General features: G+C 57.9%; 15 protein-coding genes. 12 read left to right on the top strand and 3 right to left on the bottom strand.

Going from position 1 to position 18,456, the window contains the following annotated elements; translation table 11 throughout:
* Positions 1–16 precede the first annotated feature (16 nt).
* The 5 genes from minC to EAO82_RS07930 all read left to right on the top strand — a co-directional run bounded on the left by minC (position 17) and on the right by EAO82_RS07930 (position 4,018).
* Positions 17–766, top strand: a complete 750-nt coding sequence (gene minC / locus EAO82_RS07950) for a septum site-determining protein MinC (RefSeq protein ID WP_096346165.1) — start codon at positions 17–19, stop codon at positions 764–766.
* 160 nt (positions 767–926) lie between these two features.
* Positions 927–1,736, top strand: a complete 810-nt coding sequence (gene minD / locus EAO82_RS07945) for a septum site-determining protein MinD (RefSeq protein WP_096346166.1) — start codon at positions 927–929, stop codon at positions 1,734–1,736.
* Entirely contained in the window at positions 1,736–1,996 is a 261-nt protein-coding gene (minE, locus tag EAO82_RS07940) for a cell division topological specificity factor MinE (protein ID WP_096346167.1), read from the top strand. The genes minD and minE overlap by 1 nt, the downstream gene beginning before the upstream one ends.
* 64 nt (positions 1,997–2,060) lie before the next feature.
* Complete coding sequence (locus EAO82_RS07935; RefSeq protein WP_096346168.1) at positions 2,061–2,696, top strand: RluA family pseudouridine synthase; 636 nt, start codon at positions 2,061–2,063, stop codon at positions 2,694–2,696.
* 26 nt (positions 2,697–2,722) lie between these two features.
* Complete coding sequence (locus tag EAO82_RS07930) at positions 2,723–4,018, top strand: M18 family aminopeptidase (RefSeq protein ID WP_096346169.1); 1,296 nt, start codon at positions 2,723–2,725, stop codon at positions 4,016–4,018.
* 60 nt (positions 4,019–4,078) lie between these two features.
* Here the strand turns inward: EAO82_RS07930 and EAO82_RS07925 are convergent, their stop codons facing one another.
* Entirely contained in the window at positions 4,079–5,029 is a 951-nt protein-coding gene (locus EAO82_RS07925; protein ID WP_096346170.1) for an NAD(P)H-quinone oxidoreductase, read from the bottom strand.
* A gap of 108 nt (positions 5,030–5,137) precedes the next feature.
* Here EAO82_RS07925 and EAO82_RS07920 point away from each other — a divergent pair, with 108 nt between their 5' ends.
* Positions 5,138–7,234, top strand: a complete 2,097-nt coding sequence (locus tag EAO82_RS07920; RefSeq protein ID WP_096346171.1) for a carboxy terminal-processing peptidase — start codon at positions 5,138–5,140, stop codon at positions 7,232–7,234.
* 510 nt (positions 7,235–7,744) lie between these two features.
* Here the strand turns inward: EAO82_RS07920 and EAO82_RS07915 are convergent.
* Positions 7,745–8,440 carry an FKBP-type peptidyl-prolyl cis-trans isomerase gene (locus EAO82_RS07915; RefSeq protein WP_096346172.1) on the bottom strand — a complete coding sequence of 232 codons (696 nt, stop codon included), beginning with the start codon at positions 8,438–8,440 and terminating at the stop codon, positions 7,745–7,747.
* A gap of 246 nt (positions 8,441–8,686) precedes the next feature.
* Between EAO82_RS07915 and EAO82_RS07910 the strand changes: the two genes are divergently transcribed.
* Positions 8,687–9,103 (top strand): hypothetical protein, encoded by a 417-nt coding sequence (locus EAO82_RS07910; protein ID WP_096346173.1) that lies wholly within the window; start codon positions 8,687–8,689, stop codon positions 9,101–9,103.
* An 11-nt stretch (positions 9,104–9,114) separates the two neighbouring features.
* Here the strand turns inward: EAO82_RS07910 and EAO82_RS07905 are convergent, their stop codons facing one another.
* On the bottom strand, positions 9,115–9,615 hold the full coding sequence (locus EAO82_RS07905) for a CinA family protein (protein WP_096346174.1): 501 nt from the start codon (positions 9,613–9,615) through the stop codon (positions 9,115–9,117).
* Positions 9,616–9,870: 255 nt separating this feature from the next.
* Between EAO82_RS07905 and glgA the strand changes: the two genes are divergently transcribed.
* The 5 genes from glgA to EAO82_RS07880 are packed head-to-tail and all read left to right on the top strand — an operon-like array spanning position 9,871 to position 18,452.
* Positions 9,871–11,445: a glycogen synthase GlgA gene (gene glgA / locus EAO82_RS07900; RefSeq protein WP_096346175.1), complete on the top strand. Its 1,575-nt coding sequence runs from the start codon at positions 9,871–9,873 to the stop codon at positions 11,443–11,445.
* A complete protein-coding gene (treZ, locus tag EAO82_RS07895; RefSeq protein ID WP_231703308.1) occupies positions 11,442–13,220 on the top strand; it encodes a malto-oligosyltrehalose trehalohydrolase in 1,779 nt (592 codons plus the stop codon). Before glgA ends, treZ begins: the two co-directional genes overlap by 4 nt.
* Positions 13,217–15,340, top strand: a complete 2,124-nt coding sequence (gene malQ / locus EAO82_RS07890; RefSeq protein ID WP_096346176.1) for a 4-alpha-glucanotransferase — start codon at positions 13,217–13,219, stop codon at positions 15,338–15,340. Before treZ ends, malQ begins: the two co-directional genes overlap by 4 nt.
* Complete coding sequence (gene treY / locus EAO82_RS07885) at positions 15,337–18,114, top strand: malto-oligosyltrehalose synthase (protein ID WP_096346177.1); 2,778 nt, start codon at positions 15,337–15,339, stop codon at positions 18,112–18,114. Before malQ ends, treY begins: the two co-directional genes overlap by 4 nt.
* Positions 18,115–18,137: 23 nt before the next feature.
* Positions 18,138–18,452: a DUF2934 domain-containing protein gene (locus EAO82_RS07880; protein ID WP_096346178.1), complete on the top strand. Its 315-nt coding sequence runs from the start codon at positions 18,138–18,140 to the stop codon at positions 18,450–18,452.
* Positions 18,453–18,456 lie beyond the last annotated feature (4 nt).

Genomic DNA, 18,456 nt, shown 5'->3' with positions numbered 1-18,456 from the left:
GCTCTGTGGACCTGACATGACTGTTGATACAAATCTAGACCTGCTCGAACAAGAACCCGTGTTCAATCTCAAAGGCGGCATGCTGACCGTTACCGTGATTGAAGTGGTTCGCCTTGACACCGGGCGCTTCGCCAAACAGTTGGCGGAAAAGAAACAGCAAGCGCCCAATTTTTTTAGCGATACCCCCGTGGTGATCAGCCTGGAAAAGCTTGACGCGCATATGAACCTGAGCACACTGGCAGGGCTGTTGCAGGTGTGCAAGAACCACGGCCTGTTACCCGTAGCATTGCGTGGTTCGGAAAATTTCCGACCGCTGGCACAGCAAAGCGGGCTGGTACTGATGCCGCCGGGGCGTGGCCGCGACAAGCCCGCAGAGGTGGTTGCCGAGACCCAGCCGCAGGCGCCTGAACCGGTGGCAGAAGCATTGCCCAATGGCGGCGTGCCGAACAAGATCATTACCCAGCCGATCCGCTCTGGCCAGCAGGTCTATGCACCGGGCGGCGATCTGGTGGTACTGGCCCCGGTCAGTGCCGGCTCCGAACTCCTGGCTGATGGCAATATCCACGTATATGGGCCGTTGCGCGGCCGCGCGCTGGCCGGGGTGCGCGGAAATACTGAAGCTCGGGTTTTCTGCCAATCCCTGGAAGCCGAACTGGTCTCCATTGCCGGGCATTACAAAGTTGCAGAAGATCTGCGCAAGAGCCTCTGGAAAGAAGCCGTGCATGTCAGCCTGGACGGCGACAGCTTGAAGATAGCCGCCCTATGACAGATACTGTGCAACCATTACGGGGTGCCCGCCAGCCGTAGCCTGAGCCAACTTCCAGGCAATTGCGAAACCTCTTTGCCGCACTGTTGTCATGACTCTTGTCATATGGACAGCAACAGTGCTTCCAACACCCATTCAAATACCGGACAGGAAGGTCATTTTGGCTAAAGTTATTGTCGTCACCTCAGGCAAAGGCGGCGTGGGCAAAACCACTACCAGCGCTGCCATCGGCACCGGACTCGCTCTGCGTGGATTCAAAACCGTCATCGTCGACTTTGATGTCGGCCTGCGTAATCTGGACCTGATCATGGGCTGCGAGCGCCGCGTGGTTTATGATTTCGTCAATCTTATCAACGGTGATTCAAACCTGAATCAGACCCTGATCAAGGACAAGCGCTGCGAGAAGCTGTTTATCCTGCCCGCATCGCAAACCCGCGACAAAGATGCCCTGACCGAAGATGGCGTCGAACGCGTACTCAACGAGCTGAAAGAAACTTTCGACTATATCGTCTGTGATTCGCCGGCCGGTATCGAGAAAGGCGCCCATCTGGCGATGTATTTTGCTGACGAAGCAGTGGTTGTAACCAACCCTGAAGTATCCTCGGTGCGTGACTCCGACCGTATGCTCGGGCTGTTGGCGAGCAAATCTCGGCTGGCCGAGAAAGGCGAGAAGATCAAGGAGCACTTGCTGCTGACGCGTTATAACCCCGAGCGGGTAGAAAACGGCGAAATGCTCTCGGTCAGCGACGTCGAAGATATTCTCTCGATTCCGCTACTCGGTGTTATTCCGGAATCCCAGGCGGTGCTCAAGGCCTCCAACCAGGGCGTACCCGTGATCATGGATGAAGCCAGCGATGCAGGTCAGGCCTACGGCGATGCCGTTGATCGTCTGCTCGGCGAAGAAAAGCCGCACCGCTTCCTTGAGGCACAAAAGAAAGGCCTTCTGCAGCGCCTGTTCGGAGGTCGCTAATGAGTCTTTTCGACTATTTCCGTGATCGCAAGAAAACACCTTCGACGGCCTCCATGGCCAAGGAGCGCCTGCAGATCATTGTTGCGCACGAGCGGGGCCAGCGCTCACAGCCTGATTACCTGCCGCAATTGCAGCAGGAAATCATTGATGTGATCAGCAAGTACGTGAAGATCGACCGCGATCAAGTGCACGTCGCCCTGGAAAACCAGGATGATTGCTCCATTCTGGAACTCAACATCACTTTGCCAGAACGTCCCTGAGCGGACCCTGAGCAACGAATCGGCACCCTCCTGCAGGGTGCCAGTGCAACCCGCTGGTGAGCTCATGCCCCTGACTGACATCCGCATCCTGCATGAGGATCCGGCCTTCATGATCGTCTGTAAGCCGTCCATGCTGTTATCGGTACCTGGACGTGCGGAGGACAACAAGGACTGCCTGATTACTCGCCTGCAGGACAACGGTTACCCCGAAGCTCGAATCGTGCATCGCCTGGACTGGGAAACCTCCGGCCTGCTGGTTCTGGGCAGAAACGCCGATAGCCATCGTGAGTTATCCCGCCAGTTCCATGATCGCGAGACACAAAAAACCTATATTGCGCTGTGCTGGGGGCAACCCGAAGCCGATTCCGGGCATATCGATTTGCCGCTGCGTTATGACCCACCGAACAAACCGCGGCATATAGTCGACCATGAGGCCGGCAAGCACGCGCAGACATTCTGGCGCGTACTTGAGCGACAGACCGACTACTGCCGGGTCGAGCTCACCCCGATAACCGGGCGCTCACATCAACTTCGCGTGCATATGTTATCTATCGGCCATCCGTTGCTTGGCGATCAGCTCTACGCCCACGAGCAGGCACTGGCGGCCTGCCCAAGACTCGCCCTGCACGCCGCGAGCCTGGGTATACGCCACCCGGTGAATGGCAAGCCCATGTTGTTTGAAAGCCCCGCTCCCTTTTGAGCCGTGACGTACACGAGGACCATTTCATGACCCACTCCGCGATCAACCAGTCGTTGGCTGATTTCATCCAGGCATCACCCACGCCTTTTCATGCTACCGAGCAACTGGCGCAGCGGCTGGTAGCTGCCGGTTATGAACATCTGGACGAACGAACGGACTGGGCATTGAAAGAGGGTGGGCGCTACGTGGTCACCCGCAACGGCTCATCACTGATCGCCTTCAGCCTCGGCCGTCCGGAGCAATTGCACACCGGTATACGCCTGGCCGGTGCGCATACCGACAGCCCTTGCCTGAAGGTAAAGCCGCAGCCCGAGCTGGAGCAACAGGGACTCTGGCAGTTGGGCGTCGAAGTGTACGGGGGTGCATTGCTTGCACCCTGGTTTGATCGCGACCTGTCCCTCGCCGGTCGTTTGACCTTTCGTACTGGCGATGGGCACCTGGACAGCCGGTTGATTGACTTCAAACGCCCGATCGCGACCATACCCAGCCTGGCTATTCACCTTAATCGCGGGGCCAATGACGGCGTAGCGATTAATGCGCAGACTGATCTACCGCCACTGCTCGCACATTGCCATGAGCCGAAACGACAACTGCGTGACCTGCTCAAGCAACAGTTGCTGGACGAATACCCCGATTGCCAAGCTGAGCAAGTGCTGGATTACGAGCTGAGTTTCTACGATACCCAAGCTCCCGCGACCCTGGGACTGCAGGGCGACTTTTTCAGCTCTGCACGGCTCGACAACCTGCTCTCGTGCCACGCCGGCCTGACAGCTCTGCTGGAGAGCGACGGCGCCCAACCCTGCGTGCTGGTCTGTACCGATCACGAGGAAATTGGCTCCAGCTCCGCCTGCGGCGCGGATGGCCCCTTCCTGGAAGACGTGTTGACGCGCCTGCTACCCGATAATGCCGAGCGCATTCGCGCATTACAGCATTCCGTGATGGTGTCTGCCGACAACGCCCATGCGGTACACCCGAATTTTGCCGATCGCCACGACGGCAATCATGGGCCCAAGCTGAATGCCGGGCCGGTGATCAAGATCAACAGCAACCAGCGTTACGCCACCAACAGCGAAACGGCCGCCTTCTTCCGCCATCTGTGTGATCAGGCCGAGGTGCCGGTACAAAGTTTTGTAGTACGCAGCGATATGGGCTGTGGCAGCACCATCGGGCCAATAACCGCTAGCCGTCTAGGTGTCAGGACCGTGGATATCGGTGTGCCGACCTTTGCCATGCATTCAATTAGGGAGTTGGCGGGTAGCCAGGATGCGGCTTATTTGATCAAGGTGCTGACGCACTACTTTAATAGCGCCCAACTTATCTGAACGGTGGTACTGGCGGAAACATCCAGCGGCAGGCATACCATCGACTGCCGCTGGTACTAGTCACTCTTTGACCAGAATCACCTTACCGACGATCTTGTCCTCAGCCAGCTCAGCAAAAGCGGCCTCGGCCTGCTCAAAACTGAAAGTTTTGGCTACCATCGGCTTTAGCTCACCCTTGGCAAAGAGCGGCCACAGACGCTCTTCCATCCGCGCCAGCAGGTCCGCCTTGTAGTTGTCGCTGCGGGTGCGCAGGGTCGAGCCAGTCAGTTGAATGCGCTTGACCAGCATCTTGCCCAGATCCAGCTTTGCCTCACGGCCACCCATCAAACCAATAACTACCCAACGACCATCCAGGGCAATCAGGTCTAGATGGTGCTCGGCGTAAGTGCCGCCGACCGGGTCCAGCACCACATTGAACGGACCTTCAGGCTGCAAGGCCATGATGCCGTTCTGGCGCAAAGCCCCGCCGGTAGCGCCCAGGGCGATACAGGCCTGCAGCTTGTCTTCACTGCTCAGCGTCACCCAGCAGGGATTGCCCAGCGCTTTGCATATCTGGATCGCCGCGGTACCTACCCCGCTGGCACCAGCATGAATAAGCACCTTCTCCCCCGGTTGCGCCGCGCCCAGCTCGAACACGTTCAGCCAGGCGGTGGCAAACACCTCCGGCAGAGCAGCGGCTTCGGCCCAGCTCAACTCCGCAGGGACCGGCAACAGATGCCGGCCATCGACGACCACCTCTTCCGCCATGCCGCCCCCGGCCAACAGGCCACAGACCCGGTCGCCCGGGGACCAGCGACTCGCGCCCTTGACCTCCAGAACGGTGCCTGCGCACTCCAATCCCAGTACCGGCGTTACCCCAGCAGGCGGAGGATACATCCCCGCCTTCTGTAACAAATCAGCACGATTCAGTCCGGCAGCCTTAATGGCCACTCGTACCTGCCCATCCTGCAGCTCTACAGCGGGCTGTTCACGCCATTCCAGGGAGCCGCCCTCAGCTTGCAATCCTCTCACGGTGCCTCCATAGTGAAATATGTGTTAATCAAAACGGGAACTCAGCCTCCTTTATTGCGCCTAAACTGGCAAGCACGAATTCCATCTAATTCTGGATACTCTCTCTTGATGAAACGCTTCAACAGCCTGCGTACCACCTGCCTAGTTGCGTTCTTCGCAATCGGCACTCATGCCGTGGCAGAAGAACAGCCGGCCAACCTCGACCTGGACAGCATCCAGCCCACGCGTGATCAGATGGTAGCCAGCCTGAATACGGTTGAGCTTCTACGCCGCCATCACTACAACCGTATTCGCCTGGACGACGCTTTGTCGAGCGACATTTTCGACGGTTATATGCGTCAATTGGATCCCCAGCGCAGCTTGTTTACCGCAGAGGATCTTCAAGCCTTCGAAGAGTACCGTTATCGTCTGGATGATCTCCTGCTCGCCGGCGATCTGACCATTGGTTTTGCAATGCACAAGCGTCAGATAGAGCGTTTGAGCCAGCGTCTGGAGTTTGCCAACAGCCTGCTTGATGAAGACCTGCAAAGCCTGGACTTCAGCTCCGACCAGCAGATTCTGGCCGACCGTGAAAAGGCTGAATGGGTTGCGACCGATATTGATCTGCTGCAGTTATGGCGGCATCAGATCAAGGATGAGGTACTACGGCTGAAATTGGCGGGTCGGGATATGGACGCCATCCAGGAGCTGTTGAGCAAGCGCTACAAGGGCCAGGCCCTGCGCCTGACCCAAACGCGCAGCGAGGATGTATTTCAGAACTACATCAATGCCTTTGCCCAGGTCTATGATCCGCACACTCAGTACATGTCTCCGGAGAATGCGGAGAACTTCGATATCAACATGAGCCTGTCGCTCGAAGGTATTGGCGCCGTGCTCCAGGCCGATGAAGAATTCACCAAGATCGTCCGCCTGGTACCCGCCGGTCCCGCTGCAAAAAGCCAGAAACTGGCGCCTGCTGATCGGATTATTGCCGTTGGCCAGGAAGAGAAGGAGATGGTCGACGTCGTTGGCTGGCGTCTTGACGAAGTCGTCAAGCTGATTCGCGGCCCCAAAGGCTCCAACGTCCGCCTGGAAGTTATTCCGGCTAGTAACCCACCTACCGACTTGAGTAGCCGTGAAGTGGTGCTGGTGCGTGAAGCCGTCAAGCTGGAAGACCAGGCCGCAGCCTCGTCCATCATCAAGTATGGCAGCGGGGAAAACGAACAGCGCATCGGCGTGATCGAAGTCCCCGGTTTTTACATCGATTTCAAAGCCCAGCGCAGGGGTGATCCCGAATACCGCAGCACCACACGGGACGTGCGCCGCCTGCTTGAGGAGATGGAGGCCGAGAACGTTGATGGCCTGGTGTTGGACTTGCGTAACAATGGCGGCGGCTCGCTGCAGGAAGCTACCGAACTGACCGGCCTGTTTATTGATCGCGGCCCTACGGTGCAAGTACGCGACACCGATGGGCAAGTACAGGTGCTGGATGATCCCGACGCGGGCATTTCCTACAAGGGCCCCATGGCTGTGCTGGTCAACCGCCTGTCCGCCTCGGCCTCGGAAATTTTTGCCGGAGCCATGCAGGACTACGGCCGCGCTTTAGTGGTGGGTGAGCCTACTTTTGGCAAAGGCACCGTACAGTCCATTCAACCGCTGAACCATGGCGAGCTGAAACTGACGCTGGCCAAGTTCTACCGTGTATCCGGGCAGAGCACGCAGAATCGCGGTGTAGTGCCAGATATTACCTACCCGTCGCTGCTCGATACCACCGAGATCGGCGAAAGCTACCTGCCCCGCGCGCTTCCCTGGGACACCATTGAGCCGGCTGACTACGCTATTGGCAATCAGGTCAGCCCCTTCGTCAAGCGTCTTAACGAGCGCCACCAACTACGGGCCGCCAACGACCCGGAGTTTACCTACACGCTCGCCAGGGTAGAGCTGGACCGAGGGATCAAGGATCGCGAATACCTGCCGCTCAACGAAGCCGTGCGCCGTGAGCAACAGGAAGCCTTCGACGCGACCCTGCTGAAGCTGGAAAACCAGCGTCGGGTGGCTCAGGGAGAAGAACCGCTCAAGGAACTGGAAGAAACCGATCCATTACTTGAGCTGAACCCGGTTGCTGCGGACGAAGATGACGCCGAAGAGGATCCTTTCCTGGCGGAAACCGGGCAGATTCTGATCGACCTGCTGGAGCTGCAACATCAAGTAGCCGACGCCAGTTAAACCTCTCTCCACCCAAACCCGTGCGGCTGATTTGGCCGGCCGGGTTTGGGACAGCGTTATCCCGCCTATCCGCAGTAGTTCTTCCCCCCGACGCTTTTATCTATTGACTTAGCCAGTCGCCTCCTGGCTGTATGCCGAAGCATCGCTGCAGACTCCGATCACCTCTCCCATAGCGTAATTCCGCCCAAGCAATCGCCTGCGCAAACGTATTTACGGGGCTGCAGGGCAGGTTTATCAGTTACCCACAACATCTGTGGATAAGTCTGTGCACAACGTATGGGGAAAAGGCCAGGAGCCTTGAAGAATGCGGTAGCGGTTAAAATGAATGTTTTTTAACCAACTATAAAAACGTTTAAAATCAACTACTTAATTATGCAGAAGAAAATGCTGATAAAGCGGGAAAAGATTATTGAGTGTTACTTCAGAATGTGCATAACAGTAACACCCTGAGGTTCGAACGCTCTGTTTCGAGCCTCAGGCAGTGTTACTTTCGCGCTACGTCAGCAAGGCTTATTCGTCGCCTTGAATGCCAAGTAGTTCCAGCTCGAACACCAACACCGAGTTCGGCGGAATCACCGGGCTCGGGCTACGCGCGCCATAGGCCAGTTCGCTTGGAATGGTGACCTTCCACTTGTCGCCCACATTCATCAACTGCAAGGTCTCAACCCAGCCAGGAATGACGCCATTAACCGGCAGTTCCACGGGCTCGCCGCGGCTGATGGAGCTATCAAATACAGTTCCGTCGACCAGCTTGCCTTCATAATGCACTGTTACTACATCGCTCTCTGCGGGCTGCTCTTCACCCTCACCTTCGGTGATCACTTCATACTGCAGACCCGAAGCAGTGGTGGTTACGCCTTCGCGCTTGGCATTCTCCGCCAGAAAGTCTTCATTGGCCGACAACGCCTCTTCAGCCAGCTCAGTGCTGCGCTCTTCAGCGCGCGTCTGCAACTCGGTGAATGCCGCGGTCAGTTCTTCTTCGCTCAAACGTGGCTCAGTACCGCCCAATGCATCTTGCATACCCAGCGCCAGCGCATCCGGATCGATATCATCCAGACCATCGTTAAGCAGACTTTCGCCCATGTTCAGACCGATACCGTAGGAGGCCTGCTGGATAGAGCTGGAAAGCTCCGGCTCTTTTTCCCCACAACCTGCCAGGGTGAGAATACTGAGTGCAACGCTGGCTGCCAGTAAATTACGCTTCATGCTTACCTCAATCGATGAGCCCCGAATGGGCGAAATAAAGCCCTGAGCTTATCAGGGGTTTTTGCCACAGGCTACCGGCACCATTGCAAAGACCACGCAAATGAGAATTGCGCCGCACCGGATCGCACGCTCCAGCGAATCAGGTGAGCCCCGGCCTACACATTCATGGCACTTAACGGTGGTCCTGACCCTCTAATCAGCTGAGCATTTCATCATCACCGACGCAGGCTAAGTCAGGAGAAAGCCATGAATGATCATCTGCCCAATGACAGCCATCAGGACGTTCACGAGGGAACCTTGGCGCAACGCCTTGAACGTTGTGGGCTACCCGGGTTCAACCGAGCTTGCGATTACGCCAAAAGCCAGAACCTTGAGGCCAGTGTGCATTTCGAACAGATTGACCCCTCGCTCACCCGGTTAAGCCTGAGCGTGCGGCGGCAGGGCGATGCGAAAGCCTGCACTTATCAGGTGTTGGCTGAGGAGAAAAAGCAGCGAGTAGTACATGAGCAGTATTTTGCGGCTGACCAGTCCACTCGCCATGAGGAAACCCTTCCTGCTGCGATCAACGATATGGTTATGGACAGTCGTCTGGAAGCCTTCTTCAGCAGGGCCTTCAATATGCTGTTGCCTTACCTTAAAGAACGACATCCACCGGGATTCTAATATCGGCCCTCCTACTTGGGGCTCTTGTTCATCAACTGCTGGTAATAAACCGGAAGATGCAAGAGCACGTATTCTGCGGCAGCCATTCGCACCTCATTACGGCTGCCGTCAAAGTGAACCGTTTCATGCACCACATAACGCTTGTTTGCCACTTCCATTGCGCAAGCAAAGCAAACCACGCCGTCAAGCTCGTCATCTGAAGTTGCTTTACCTGTATTGGCCAGTGCAATAGTTGCTCTGGAGTTTGCCAATGCCCCAAGGGCCATCTCACTGGCAACTTCTTCGCTGGTCAGGCCATATCTATCGATGGTCTGCGCCGAAACACCGAGATTATGTTTCTTTGCTTCTGGCGAATAGACCGTAAAGCTGATTTCAAGGATCGCGCCACTTCCCGGCACGTCAGCCACACGAGAGGCTACCAGCCCCGCCGTGCAAGACTCTGCGGTACACAGCAAAAGCTTACGTTGCTTAATGAATTGAATAACGTCTTCTATATTTTGGGCTACTGACATCGTCGCCTGCCTCCGCCTTGTCGATAAAAAAATGAGCTAGCGGCACCAGTAAAAGTTCAAGCTATTTTTTTCTACTCAGCTATCCAAAATAGTCGAAACTTTTGAAAAACCGGCCGGTCATTTTCAATAGAGGGCGTTGTTTCAAACTGTTTCAACTGACACTGCCTCTTGGATACATAAGCATCTTGCAAGCTGCGTCACGGACGCGGCATTGATCAATTTTTTGCAGTTTGATACTGCTCGGAGGATGGCAGCATGGGTAAGGCTCTGACTAAGGAGACAATTGAAGATAATTCCCACAACGCTCCAATCGAGCCTACCCTGATTCAGGAACCAGTTGATATTCTGCCCATTCATCGCAAGAAAATCTTGTTCGTTACGTCTGAGCTGGCAGACCTGGTCAAGGTCGGCGGCTTGGGCGATGTTTCTGCCGCTTTACCCCGCGCCTTGTCGCGGTATCACTGGGTCAGGGTCATGGTCCCTGGCTACCCGCAGGTAATCAATAGCGGCTACCCGATCCAGGTCATCGCCAATTTGCCCGGCTACGCCGCTCTGCCACCTTGCCAGATCGGGCGCATGACACTTGAAGATGGTTTGACCCTGTATGTGGTCATATGCCCGGAGCTTTACGACCGTCCTGGTACTCCGTATGGCGACAACAATGGCCGTGACTGGCCGGATAATCATATACGCTTCGCGCGCTTTGGTCTTGCCGCTGCAGCCCTCGCATCTGGTGAGGTCTGCCCCAGTTGGCAACCGGATCTGGTCCATGCGCATGACTGGCCCGCAGCTCTCACCCCGGCTTACATGACCTGGCGCGGCCAACATACGCCCACGGTGTTTACCGTCCACAACCTGGCTTACCAGGGTCTGTGTGAGATGCACTGTGCGGTGGAGTTGGGCCTGCCCCCTGAGGCGCTGAATCTCGATGGGGTTGAGTTTTACGGAAAGTTGTCGTTTCTCAAGGCCGGCCTTACCTATGCCGATCACATTACAACCGTCAGCAAGACCTACGCTCGGGAAATCACCGCACCCGAGATGGGATGCGGGTTGCATGGTTTGCTCAGCCAGAGGGCCGAAAATCAGCAGCTTAGCGGCTTTGTAAACGGCATCGACAAATGCTGGGATCCGCAAACCGATTGCCATCTGGTGCAGAACTTCAGCGCCGGCGAGTGGGAGGCACGGCGTGCCAATACACGGTATGTCGAGCAACTGTTCGGTTTGCAACCCTCGGAGGGCCCGCTGTTTTCGATTGTTTCCCGCCTGGTGGAGCAAAAAGGATTGAACCTGCTACCCGGCGTTATCGAACAGATCATCGCGGGCGGTGGCCGGCTGGTGGTACTCGGTCAGGGACAGCCGGAACTGGAGCAAATGATCGCCGAGTTGGCACAACGATTCCCGGAGCATGTCGGTTTTCATCGCGGCTTCAATGAACCCGATGCTCGGCGCATTTTCGCTGGCAGTGATTTTCTGCTCATGCCTTCGCGTTATGAGCCCTGTGGTCTGAGTCAGAGCTATGCGCAGTGCTTCGGTTCGCTGCCGATAGCCCATCGTACCGGTGGGCTGGCGGACACCATTGAAGATGACCAAACGGGTTTCCTGTTCGACGAGATGACCGCTGGCAGCTTTGCCTCTGCTATAGAGCGGGCGTTGAATACTTACCTGCTTCCACCGCTGCTTGAGGCCATGCGTTGCAAAGCTATGCAGGCGCCCCAATATTGGCTGCAAGCCGCCAAACCCTACGCTCAGCTGTACCACAGTCTGGCGGAACAATCCTTGTTCGCCAGTCTCGCTCGGCCGGGTCGGGATCAGAGGGCGCAGTCACTGTGACGCAGACTGACACGGTGACCCCACAACATGGCGCTCAGGTACAGGCTGATGGTAGCACCCGCTTTTCTCTCTGGGCGCCGAATGCTCGGAACGTCACCCTGGTTATAACGGACTGGGTGATAGCGGGGGACAGGCCAGAAGTGGTCATGGCCGCCGAGCAGGACGGCTGGTTTACCGCACGGGTGCCCGAGGCTGTTGGTTGCCGCTACCGTTTCCGTATTGATCAGCAGCTGGAGGTGCCCGACCCGGCGTCGCGCTGGCAGCCCGAGGGCGCTGCGGGGCCCAGTTGTGTGATCGACCCGCGTTCATATAGCTGGCACGTCAGCGACTGGCTAGGCCGCCCTTGGCATGAGACGGTGCTCTACGAAGTTCATCCTGGCACCATGGGCGGTTACAGCGGCATACAAGCGCAATTGCCGCGACTAGCCGAGATGGGTATTACCGCGATTGAGCTCATGCCTCTAAATGAAGTGCCCGGGGAGCGCAATTGGGGTTATGACGGTGTATTACCTTTCGCGCCCCAGTCGTCCTACGGCACACCCGAGGAATTGCGCCTACTTATAGACCAGGCCCACGCGTTGGGTCTGATGGTGTTCGTCGATGTGGTGTATAACCACTTCGGGCCGGAGGGCAACTATCTTGGCGAGTACGCTGCGGATTTTTTTCGCACGGACATTGTGACTCCCTGGGGTCCGGCTATCGATTTTCGTCGGCCAGCGGTCCGCTCGTTCTTCTGTGAAAATGCCCTTATGTGGTTGCAGGACTACCGGGTCGACGGTCTGCGTCTGGACGCCGTACATGCGATCAGCGAACGGAGCTTCCTGGTGGAACTTGCCCGCCAGGTACGCCGCGTTTTACCACCCGAGCGCCACGTGCACCTGGTGCTGGAAAATGAACACAACAACGCAGGTTTGCTGGCCGAAGGGTTCGATGCCCAATGGAACGACGACGGGCACAATACCCTGCACGCCCTGCTTACCGGTGAAAGCGAAAGTTACTACGCTGACTTCGCCACGGACACCACACAGAAACTCGCCCGCTGCCTGCAGGAAGGTTTTGTCTACCAGGGCGAACCTAACCGGCATGGCATAGCGCGCGGCGAGCCCAGCGGTGGCTTGCCTCCCACCGCATTTGTTCTGTTTTTGCAGAATCATGACCAGGTGGGTAATCGCGCGCTCGGCGAACGCTTGATCCAGCTCACCGAACAACCTGCGCTGAAAGCCGCTACCGCGCTGTTGTTGTTAAGCCCCATGATCCCGCTGTTATTCATGGGTGAAGAATGGGGCAGCGAACAACCCTTTCAGTTTTTCACCGATTACCACGACGAGCTGGCGCAGGCAGTGCGCGAAGGCCGGCGTAACGAGTTCTCCGAATTTTCCGCCTTTGCCGACGTCGTTGCCCGCAACCACATACCTGATCCGAATGCTGCCGCGACTTTCCACGCGTCTCAGCCAAACTGGTCTGATCTGCAACTTCCCAAGCATCAGGAGTGGACTGACTACTATCGCCGGCTGCTGCAGCTTCGCCATCAATATATCATTCCACATCTTGTCGGTAGCCGCGCTGAAGCGGCTCATGTACTGGCCGACAAAGCGGTGACTGCCTCCTGGATTCTGGGCAATCAGAGCCGGCTGCGCATCGACCTGAACTTGTCCCAGTCGTCGGTGGCTATCCCGCCCATGGCCAAAACTGCCGAGGTGATATTCGGTTACGGCGACGCCGCCGATCATCTACCGCCACTTAGCGTGGTTGTCAGCGTGGAGGCCGAGACATGAACGATACATCGCTCATAGAACTGGCCGAAACCGTCGGCATCACGCTGCGCTGGGATGACGCCTTCGGCCAACCACAACAACTGACGCCTGAGGCATTGCAGGGGGTCCTTGGCGCCCTGGGCCTTCCCGCGCAGAACGAGAAGCAGATTCGTTCTAGCCTGGCCGAACAGCGCGAACGGCTGCGTCTGGCCAAAGAAGGCCCTCTGGTCATGGCGCTGGTCGATCGCCCCTGTTCATTGCACGAGCGGTTCCCGGCGGGCAGCGCATTTAGAATACAGCTGGAACAGGGCGGCACTCTTAGCGGCCGACTGGATGAACAAGGTCGTTTGCCACCGATCGCTAGCTGCGGCTATCACCAACTCCTGATCGCAGAGACCAAGCTGACCCTGGCCACGGCGCCGCCTAGCTGCCAGAGCGTCAGCCAGCTCACCGAGGGGCAGCGCAGTCACATCTGGGGGTTGTCTGCTCAGCTATATTCGCTCCGCCGCCCAGGTGATGGCGGCCTGGGCGATACTCTGGCGCTGGAGACGCTGGTCAGGCAGGCCGCAAGTAAAGGTGCGGATGCGATAGCCATCAGCCCGATCCACGCCATGTTCAGTGCCCGCCCGGAACAATACAGCCCCTATTCACCCTCAAGCCGACTGTTGCTGAATCCGTTGTATGCCGCGCCCGCCCGAGTATTGGGTGACGCCCTGGTGCAGCAGGCGCTTGAGGACACCGGCCTGCGGCAAGAATGGAATCGGCTTGAACAGCTACCCCTGATTGACTGGGTTGGTGTGGCCAAAGTGCGCGGACAGCTATGGCGACACCTGTACCAAGAGTTCTGCAAAGCCAGTAACCCACTGACGAAGGATTTCAGCCATTTCTGTAAGCGTATTGGCGACACGCTGGAACAGCACTGCCGGTTCGAAGCGTTGCATGCGCATATGCTCGCAAGCGGACAAGCCGGTGATTGGCGTCAATGGCCCGAGCCTTATCGCGACCCGAATGGCGCGGCCGTAGACAATTTCGCCCGGGAGCATAGACACGAGGTTGATTTCCACGCGTTCTGCCAATGGTTGACCGTCTGTAGCCTGGAACGGGTACAGTCAGTCGCCCGTAGCAGTGGCATGCATATCGGCGTGATCGCCGATCTGGCAGTGGGCGCCGATGGCACAGGCAGTCTTGCCTGGGCCCGACAAACCCAGTTGCTGGCAGACGTCAGCGTGGGTGCACCACCGGATATCCTCAACCAGCAGGGCCAGGACTGGGGCGTCTCAGCGTTCTCACCCGATGGCTTAAGACGCCAGGGTTACAGCGCCTTTATCGATATGCTGCGAGCCAACCTGGCCCACGCGGGCGGTATCCGCATTGACCATGTCATGGGCTTACAGCGTCTGTGGGTGATTCCCCGAGGGGCACCCTCCTCTGCCGGGGCCTACCTCAACTATCCATTGAACGACCTTCTGCACCTGGTCGCTCTGGAATCCTGGCGCCATCATGCATTGGTCATTGGTGAGGATCTGGGCACGGTGGCCCCTGAACTACGCGCCAGCCTGACGGACAAGCATTTGCTCGGCATGCGCGTGTTGCAGTTCGAACATGAGGGTGGCCACTTCGTCGCCCCGGAAAGATGGTCGAATGCGGCGCTGGCCACCACCACCACCCATGATCTGCCGAGCTTGATGGGCTGGTTCAACGGCCGCGACATTGAGTGGCGAGAACAGATTGGCCAACGTGATTCGGAGCAAAGCCAACAGGATCGCGAGCAGCGCGAAATCGACAAGAGCGCTTTGCATCAGGCGTTGCTGGATGCAGGCGAACTACTCCAACCGACGACGAACCCCGAGCAACAACTCACCGCCGCCATTGGCTTTATCGGCAGAACGCCGGCACCACTGGTGCTGTTGCCTCTTGAGGACGCTCTGGCCAGCGCAGAACAACCCAACCTGCCAGGGCCCGGCGATGAACATCCGAACTGGCGCCGACGCTGGTCCCAGCCAGTAGAGCAAATGCTTGACGATGCGCGCACGGCCGAACGACTGGCCCGGCTTAACAACGTCAGGCTCGCAGTCGAGGCCGCGCCGCCACAAAGCCCGCAATCAACACCGGCAGACACAGTAGAGAAAGCAAAGCCATGACCCCATTAAGAGCCACGGTACGGCTGCAGTTTCATCCGGAGTTCACGCTGGATGATGCGCTGCTGCTGCTCGACTACTTTGCTGATCTGGGCATCAGCCATGTTTATGCCTCACCGCTGCTGACCGCAAAGCCCGGTTCGACCCACGGTTATGACGTGATAGACCCCACCCGGATCGATCCAGAGCTGGGTGGGGAGCCCGCTTTTGATCGCCTCGTCAGCGGACTCCGTGCACGGAACATGGGCCTGATACTGGATATCGTGCCCAACCATATGGCGGTCACTCACCTCAATCCCTGGTGGCGGAGCGTGTTGGAATGGGGCCGGGCTAGCCCCTACGCGGAGTTCTTCGATATTCAATGGGACAGCCCCAATCCGTTGCTCAAGGGCCGCGTGCTGCTGCCTATCCTGGCCACCGACTACGCTGCAGAGCTGAGCGCAGGCGAGTTGAAAGTAGTGCTGGACCAAAAAGCTGGACAATTTTGCCTGCACTATTTCGACCACCGTGTGCCGCTCACGCCCCCCAGCTACGGCAGCATTCTGCAGCATACCCAGGATGCCCGATTGAACGACCTGGGGATCCGTTTCGACGCGCTCGAGGATGCCGCTGACCCACTCAGCCAGGCATCAGCGCTCTGTCAGGAACTGGTCGCGCTATGCCAGGAAGGCCCTACCGACGATCTGATTCACTACGCGCTGGCGCATTTCAACCCCGACCCGCAAGAAGCCGGAGAGCGGCATGATCGACTCCATCAGCTGCTTGAGCGCCAACACTATCGGCTGGCCAACTGGCGCACGGCCAACGACGAGATCAATTGGCGGCGGTTTTTCGATATCAACGAATTGATCAGCCTGCGCGCCGAGCGTGGTGACGTGTTCGAAGCCAGCCATGCGAAGGTGTTCCAGCTAATCAGCGATGGCAAAGTTGACGGTCTGCGCATCGATCATATCGACGGCCTGGCCAATCCGCGGGCCTACTGCCGCAGGCTGCGCCGTCGCGTCGAACAAATATGCGCTCCTGACGCCCTCCCCTTTCCGATTCACGTGGAGAAAATACTCGGCGCAGGTGAAGTGCTGGAGCCGCAATGGGGCGCCGATGGCACGACTGGCTATGAGTTCATGAACCAGGTCTCGCTGCTGCAGCATGACCCCATGGGTGGTCACCCCTTGCAGGCTCACTGGCACAGGCTGACCGGCCGCCCGGCAAACTTTATGCGCGAGGTGGAGCAGGCGCGCAGACTGGTGCTGACTCATTCTCTGGCAAGTGATTTCGATAGTGTATCCGACAATCTTTTGCAGATTGCCCGCGCGGACCTTGCCACGCGCGACATCACCTTGAATGCCATCCGCCGCGGTCTGCTCGAGCTGGTCGCGCACTTTCCGGTTTACCGCACCTATGCCGCCGCCGCGGGGCGCAGTCAGGCAGATGAGGCGGTGTTCCAGCAAGCGCTGCAGGGCGCCAAGAACAGCTTGCCGGAAGCCGATTCGGCGCTGCTGGAACAGCTCAACGCCTGGCTGGGTGCCGAACCATTGGCACAATTGCCTCCCGGACCCTACCGTTCATTACGCCAACGCACACTGACTCGCTTTCACCAGCTCACCGCGCCGGCTGCCGCCAAAGCGGTGGAAGATACCGCTTTCTATCGTTACGGCGCATTGTTGTCGCGTAACGACGTAGGCTTTGATCCACAACACTTTGCCTCCTCGATCGAGGCCTTCCACGCCTTCAATGTGGCGCGCGCCCTGGCCTGCCCAAACAGCCTGTTGGCCACCGCCACCCATGATCACAAGCGCGGAGAAGATACCCGTGCGCGGCTGCCGGTGGTCAGTGAGCGCAGCGCCTGGTACACGGAAAAAACCCGCCAGTGGCGCAACCTGGCCGCGCCTCTGCGCAGCCAGATGGCCGAGGAACAGGCACCCTCCCCTGCGGATGAGCTGATGCTGTTCCAGTCGATACTCGCAAGCTGGCCACTTGATCTGGACATCGAAGACAGCGCCCAGCGCCAGGACTACGCCCAACGGCTCCAGGGCTGGCAGGAGAAGGCGCTACGCGAAGCCAAGCTGCACAGTGGCTGGACCGCCCCGAATCGCACCTATGAGGAGGCTTGCCAGCAGTATCTAAAAGCCCTGTTCGAACAACCGGAGGCCACCCCACTGCGCACCAGCCTTGCAAAGGCCGCTGATGAGCTTGCTCCGGCTGGCGCACTCAATGGTCTTGCCCAGTGCCTGCTGAAACTCTGTTGCCCCGGCGTGCCAGATTTTTACCAAGGCACCGAGTTCTGGGATTTCAGCCTGGTGGATCCGGATAACCGCCGGCCTGTGGATTACCCGGCGCGAATAGCTGCTCTAGCCGAGCCTGTGTCCGAGCGAGAGCTGTTGATGCATTGGCGCGACGGTCGGATCAAGCAATATCTGATCGCGCGTACCTTGCAGCAGCGTAAAGCAGATCCACAGCTATTCAGCTCTGGCAGTTATCTGCCGTTGGAAATGGAGGGGTCGCAAAAGCACCAGGCTCTGGCCTTTTTGCGTGAATATCAGGGCCGCCTGTTGCTGGTCCTGGTGCCGCGTCTGGCCTCTGATTTGGTCGCACGCCAGGCTTTTCCGCAGGTTGCTGTGGAGCGCTGGGGCGATACCCGCATTCAGATGCCCGGTCATCTGAAAGATCGCACTTGGACCAGCGTGCTAGGTCCAACTCAGCAGCACTCAGGGCAAGAAACATTGACCGTGGGTACTTTGCTGGCGCCTTTTCCTGTCGCCCTACTCATCAGTTCTTGATCATCATCAAAAGGAGTCAACCCATGAGCAATAATGAACAACGCGTGCGTGAACTCGCTTATCAGCTTTGGGAAAACGAGGGTCGCCCAGAAGGTAAAACCGAGGAACACTGGGCTCTGGCGCGCGAACTGGTGGAAAGTGAAAGCCACGGTGAGACCGCGGCGCCACCCGGCAAGGCAAAGCGCACCCGCAAGCCCCCTACGCTCGCTGAAACTCAGGCAGAAAAACCAGCGCTGCTGGGTACCCCGGGCGCTCGCAAAGCATCTGCGAAAAAACCGACAGCCACTGCCGAGAAAGCAGCCAATACCAGTAAGCCCCGGAAGCCCACTGATCAATAATTGC

It is taken from the genome of Halopseudomonas pelagia, assembly GCF_009497895.1.
GTDB classification, from domain to species: Bacteria; Pseudomonadota; Gammaproteobacteria; order Pseudomonadales; family Pseudomonadaceae; genus Halopseudomonas; species Halopseudomonas pelagia_A.
Note: the sequence above shows the minus strand (reverse complement) of the source record. Positions and strands in the feature narration are given on the sequence as shown.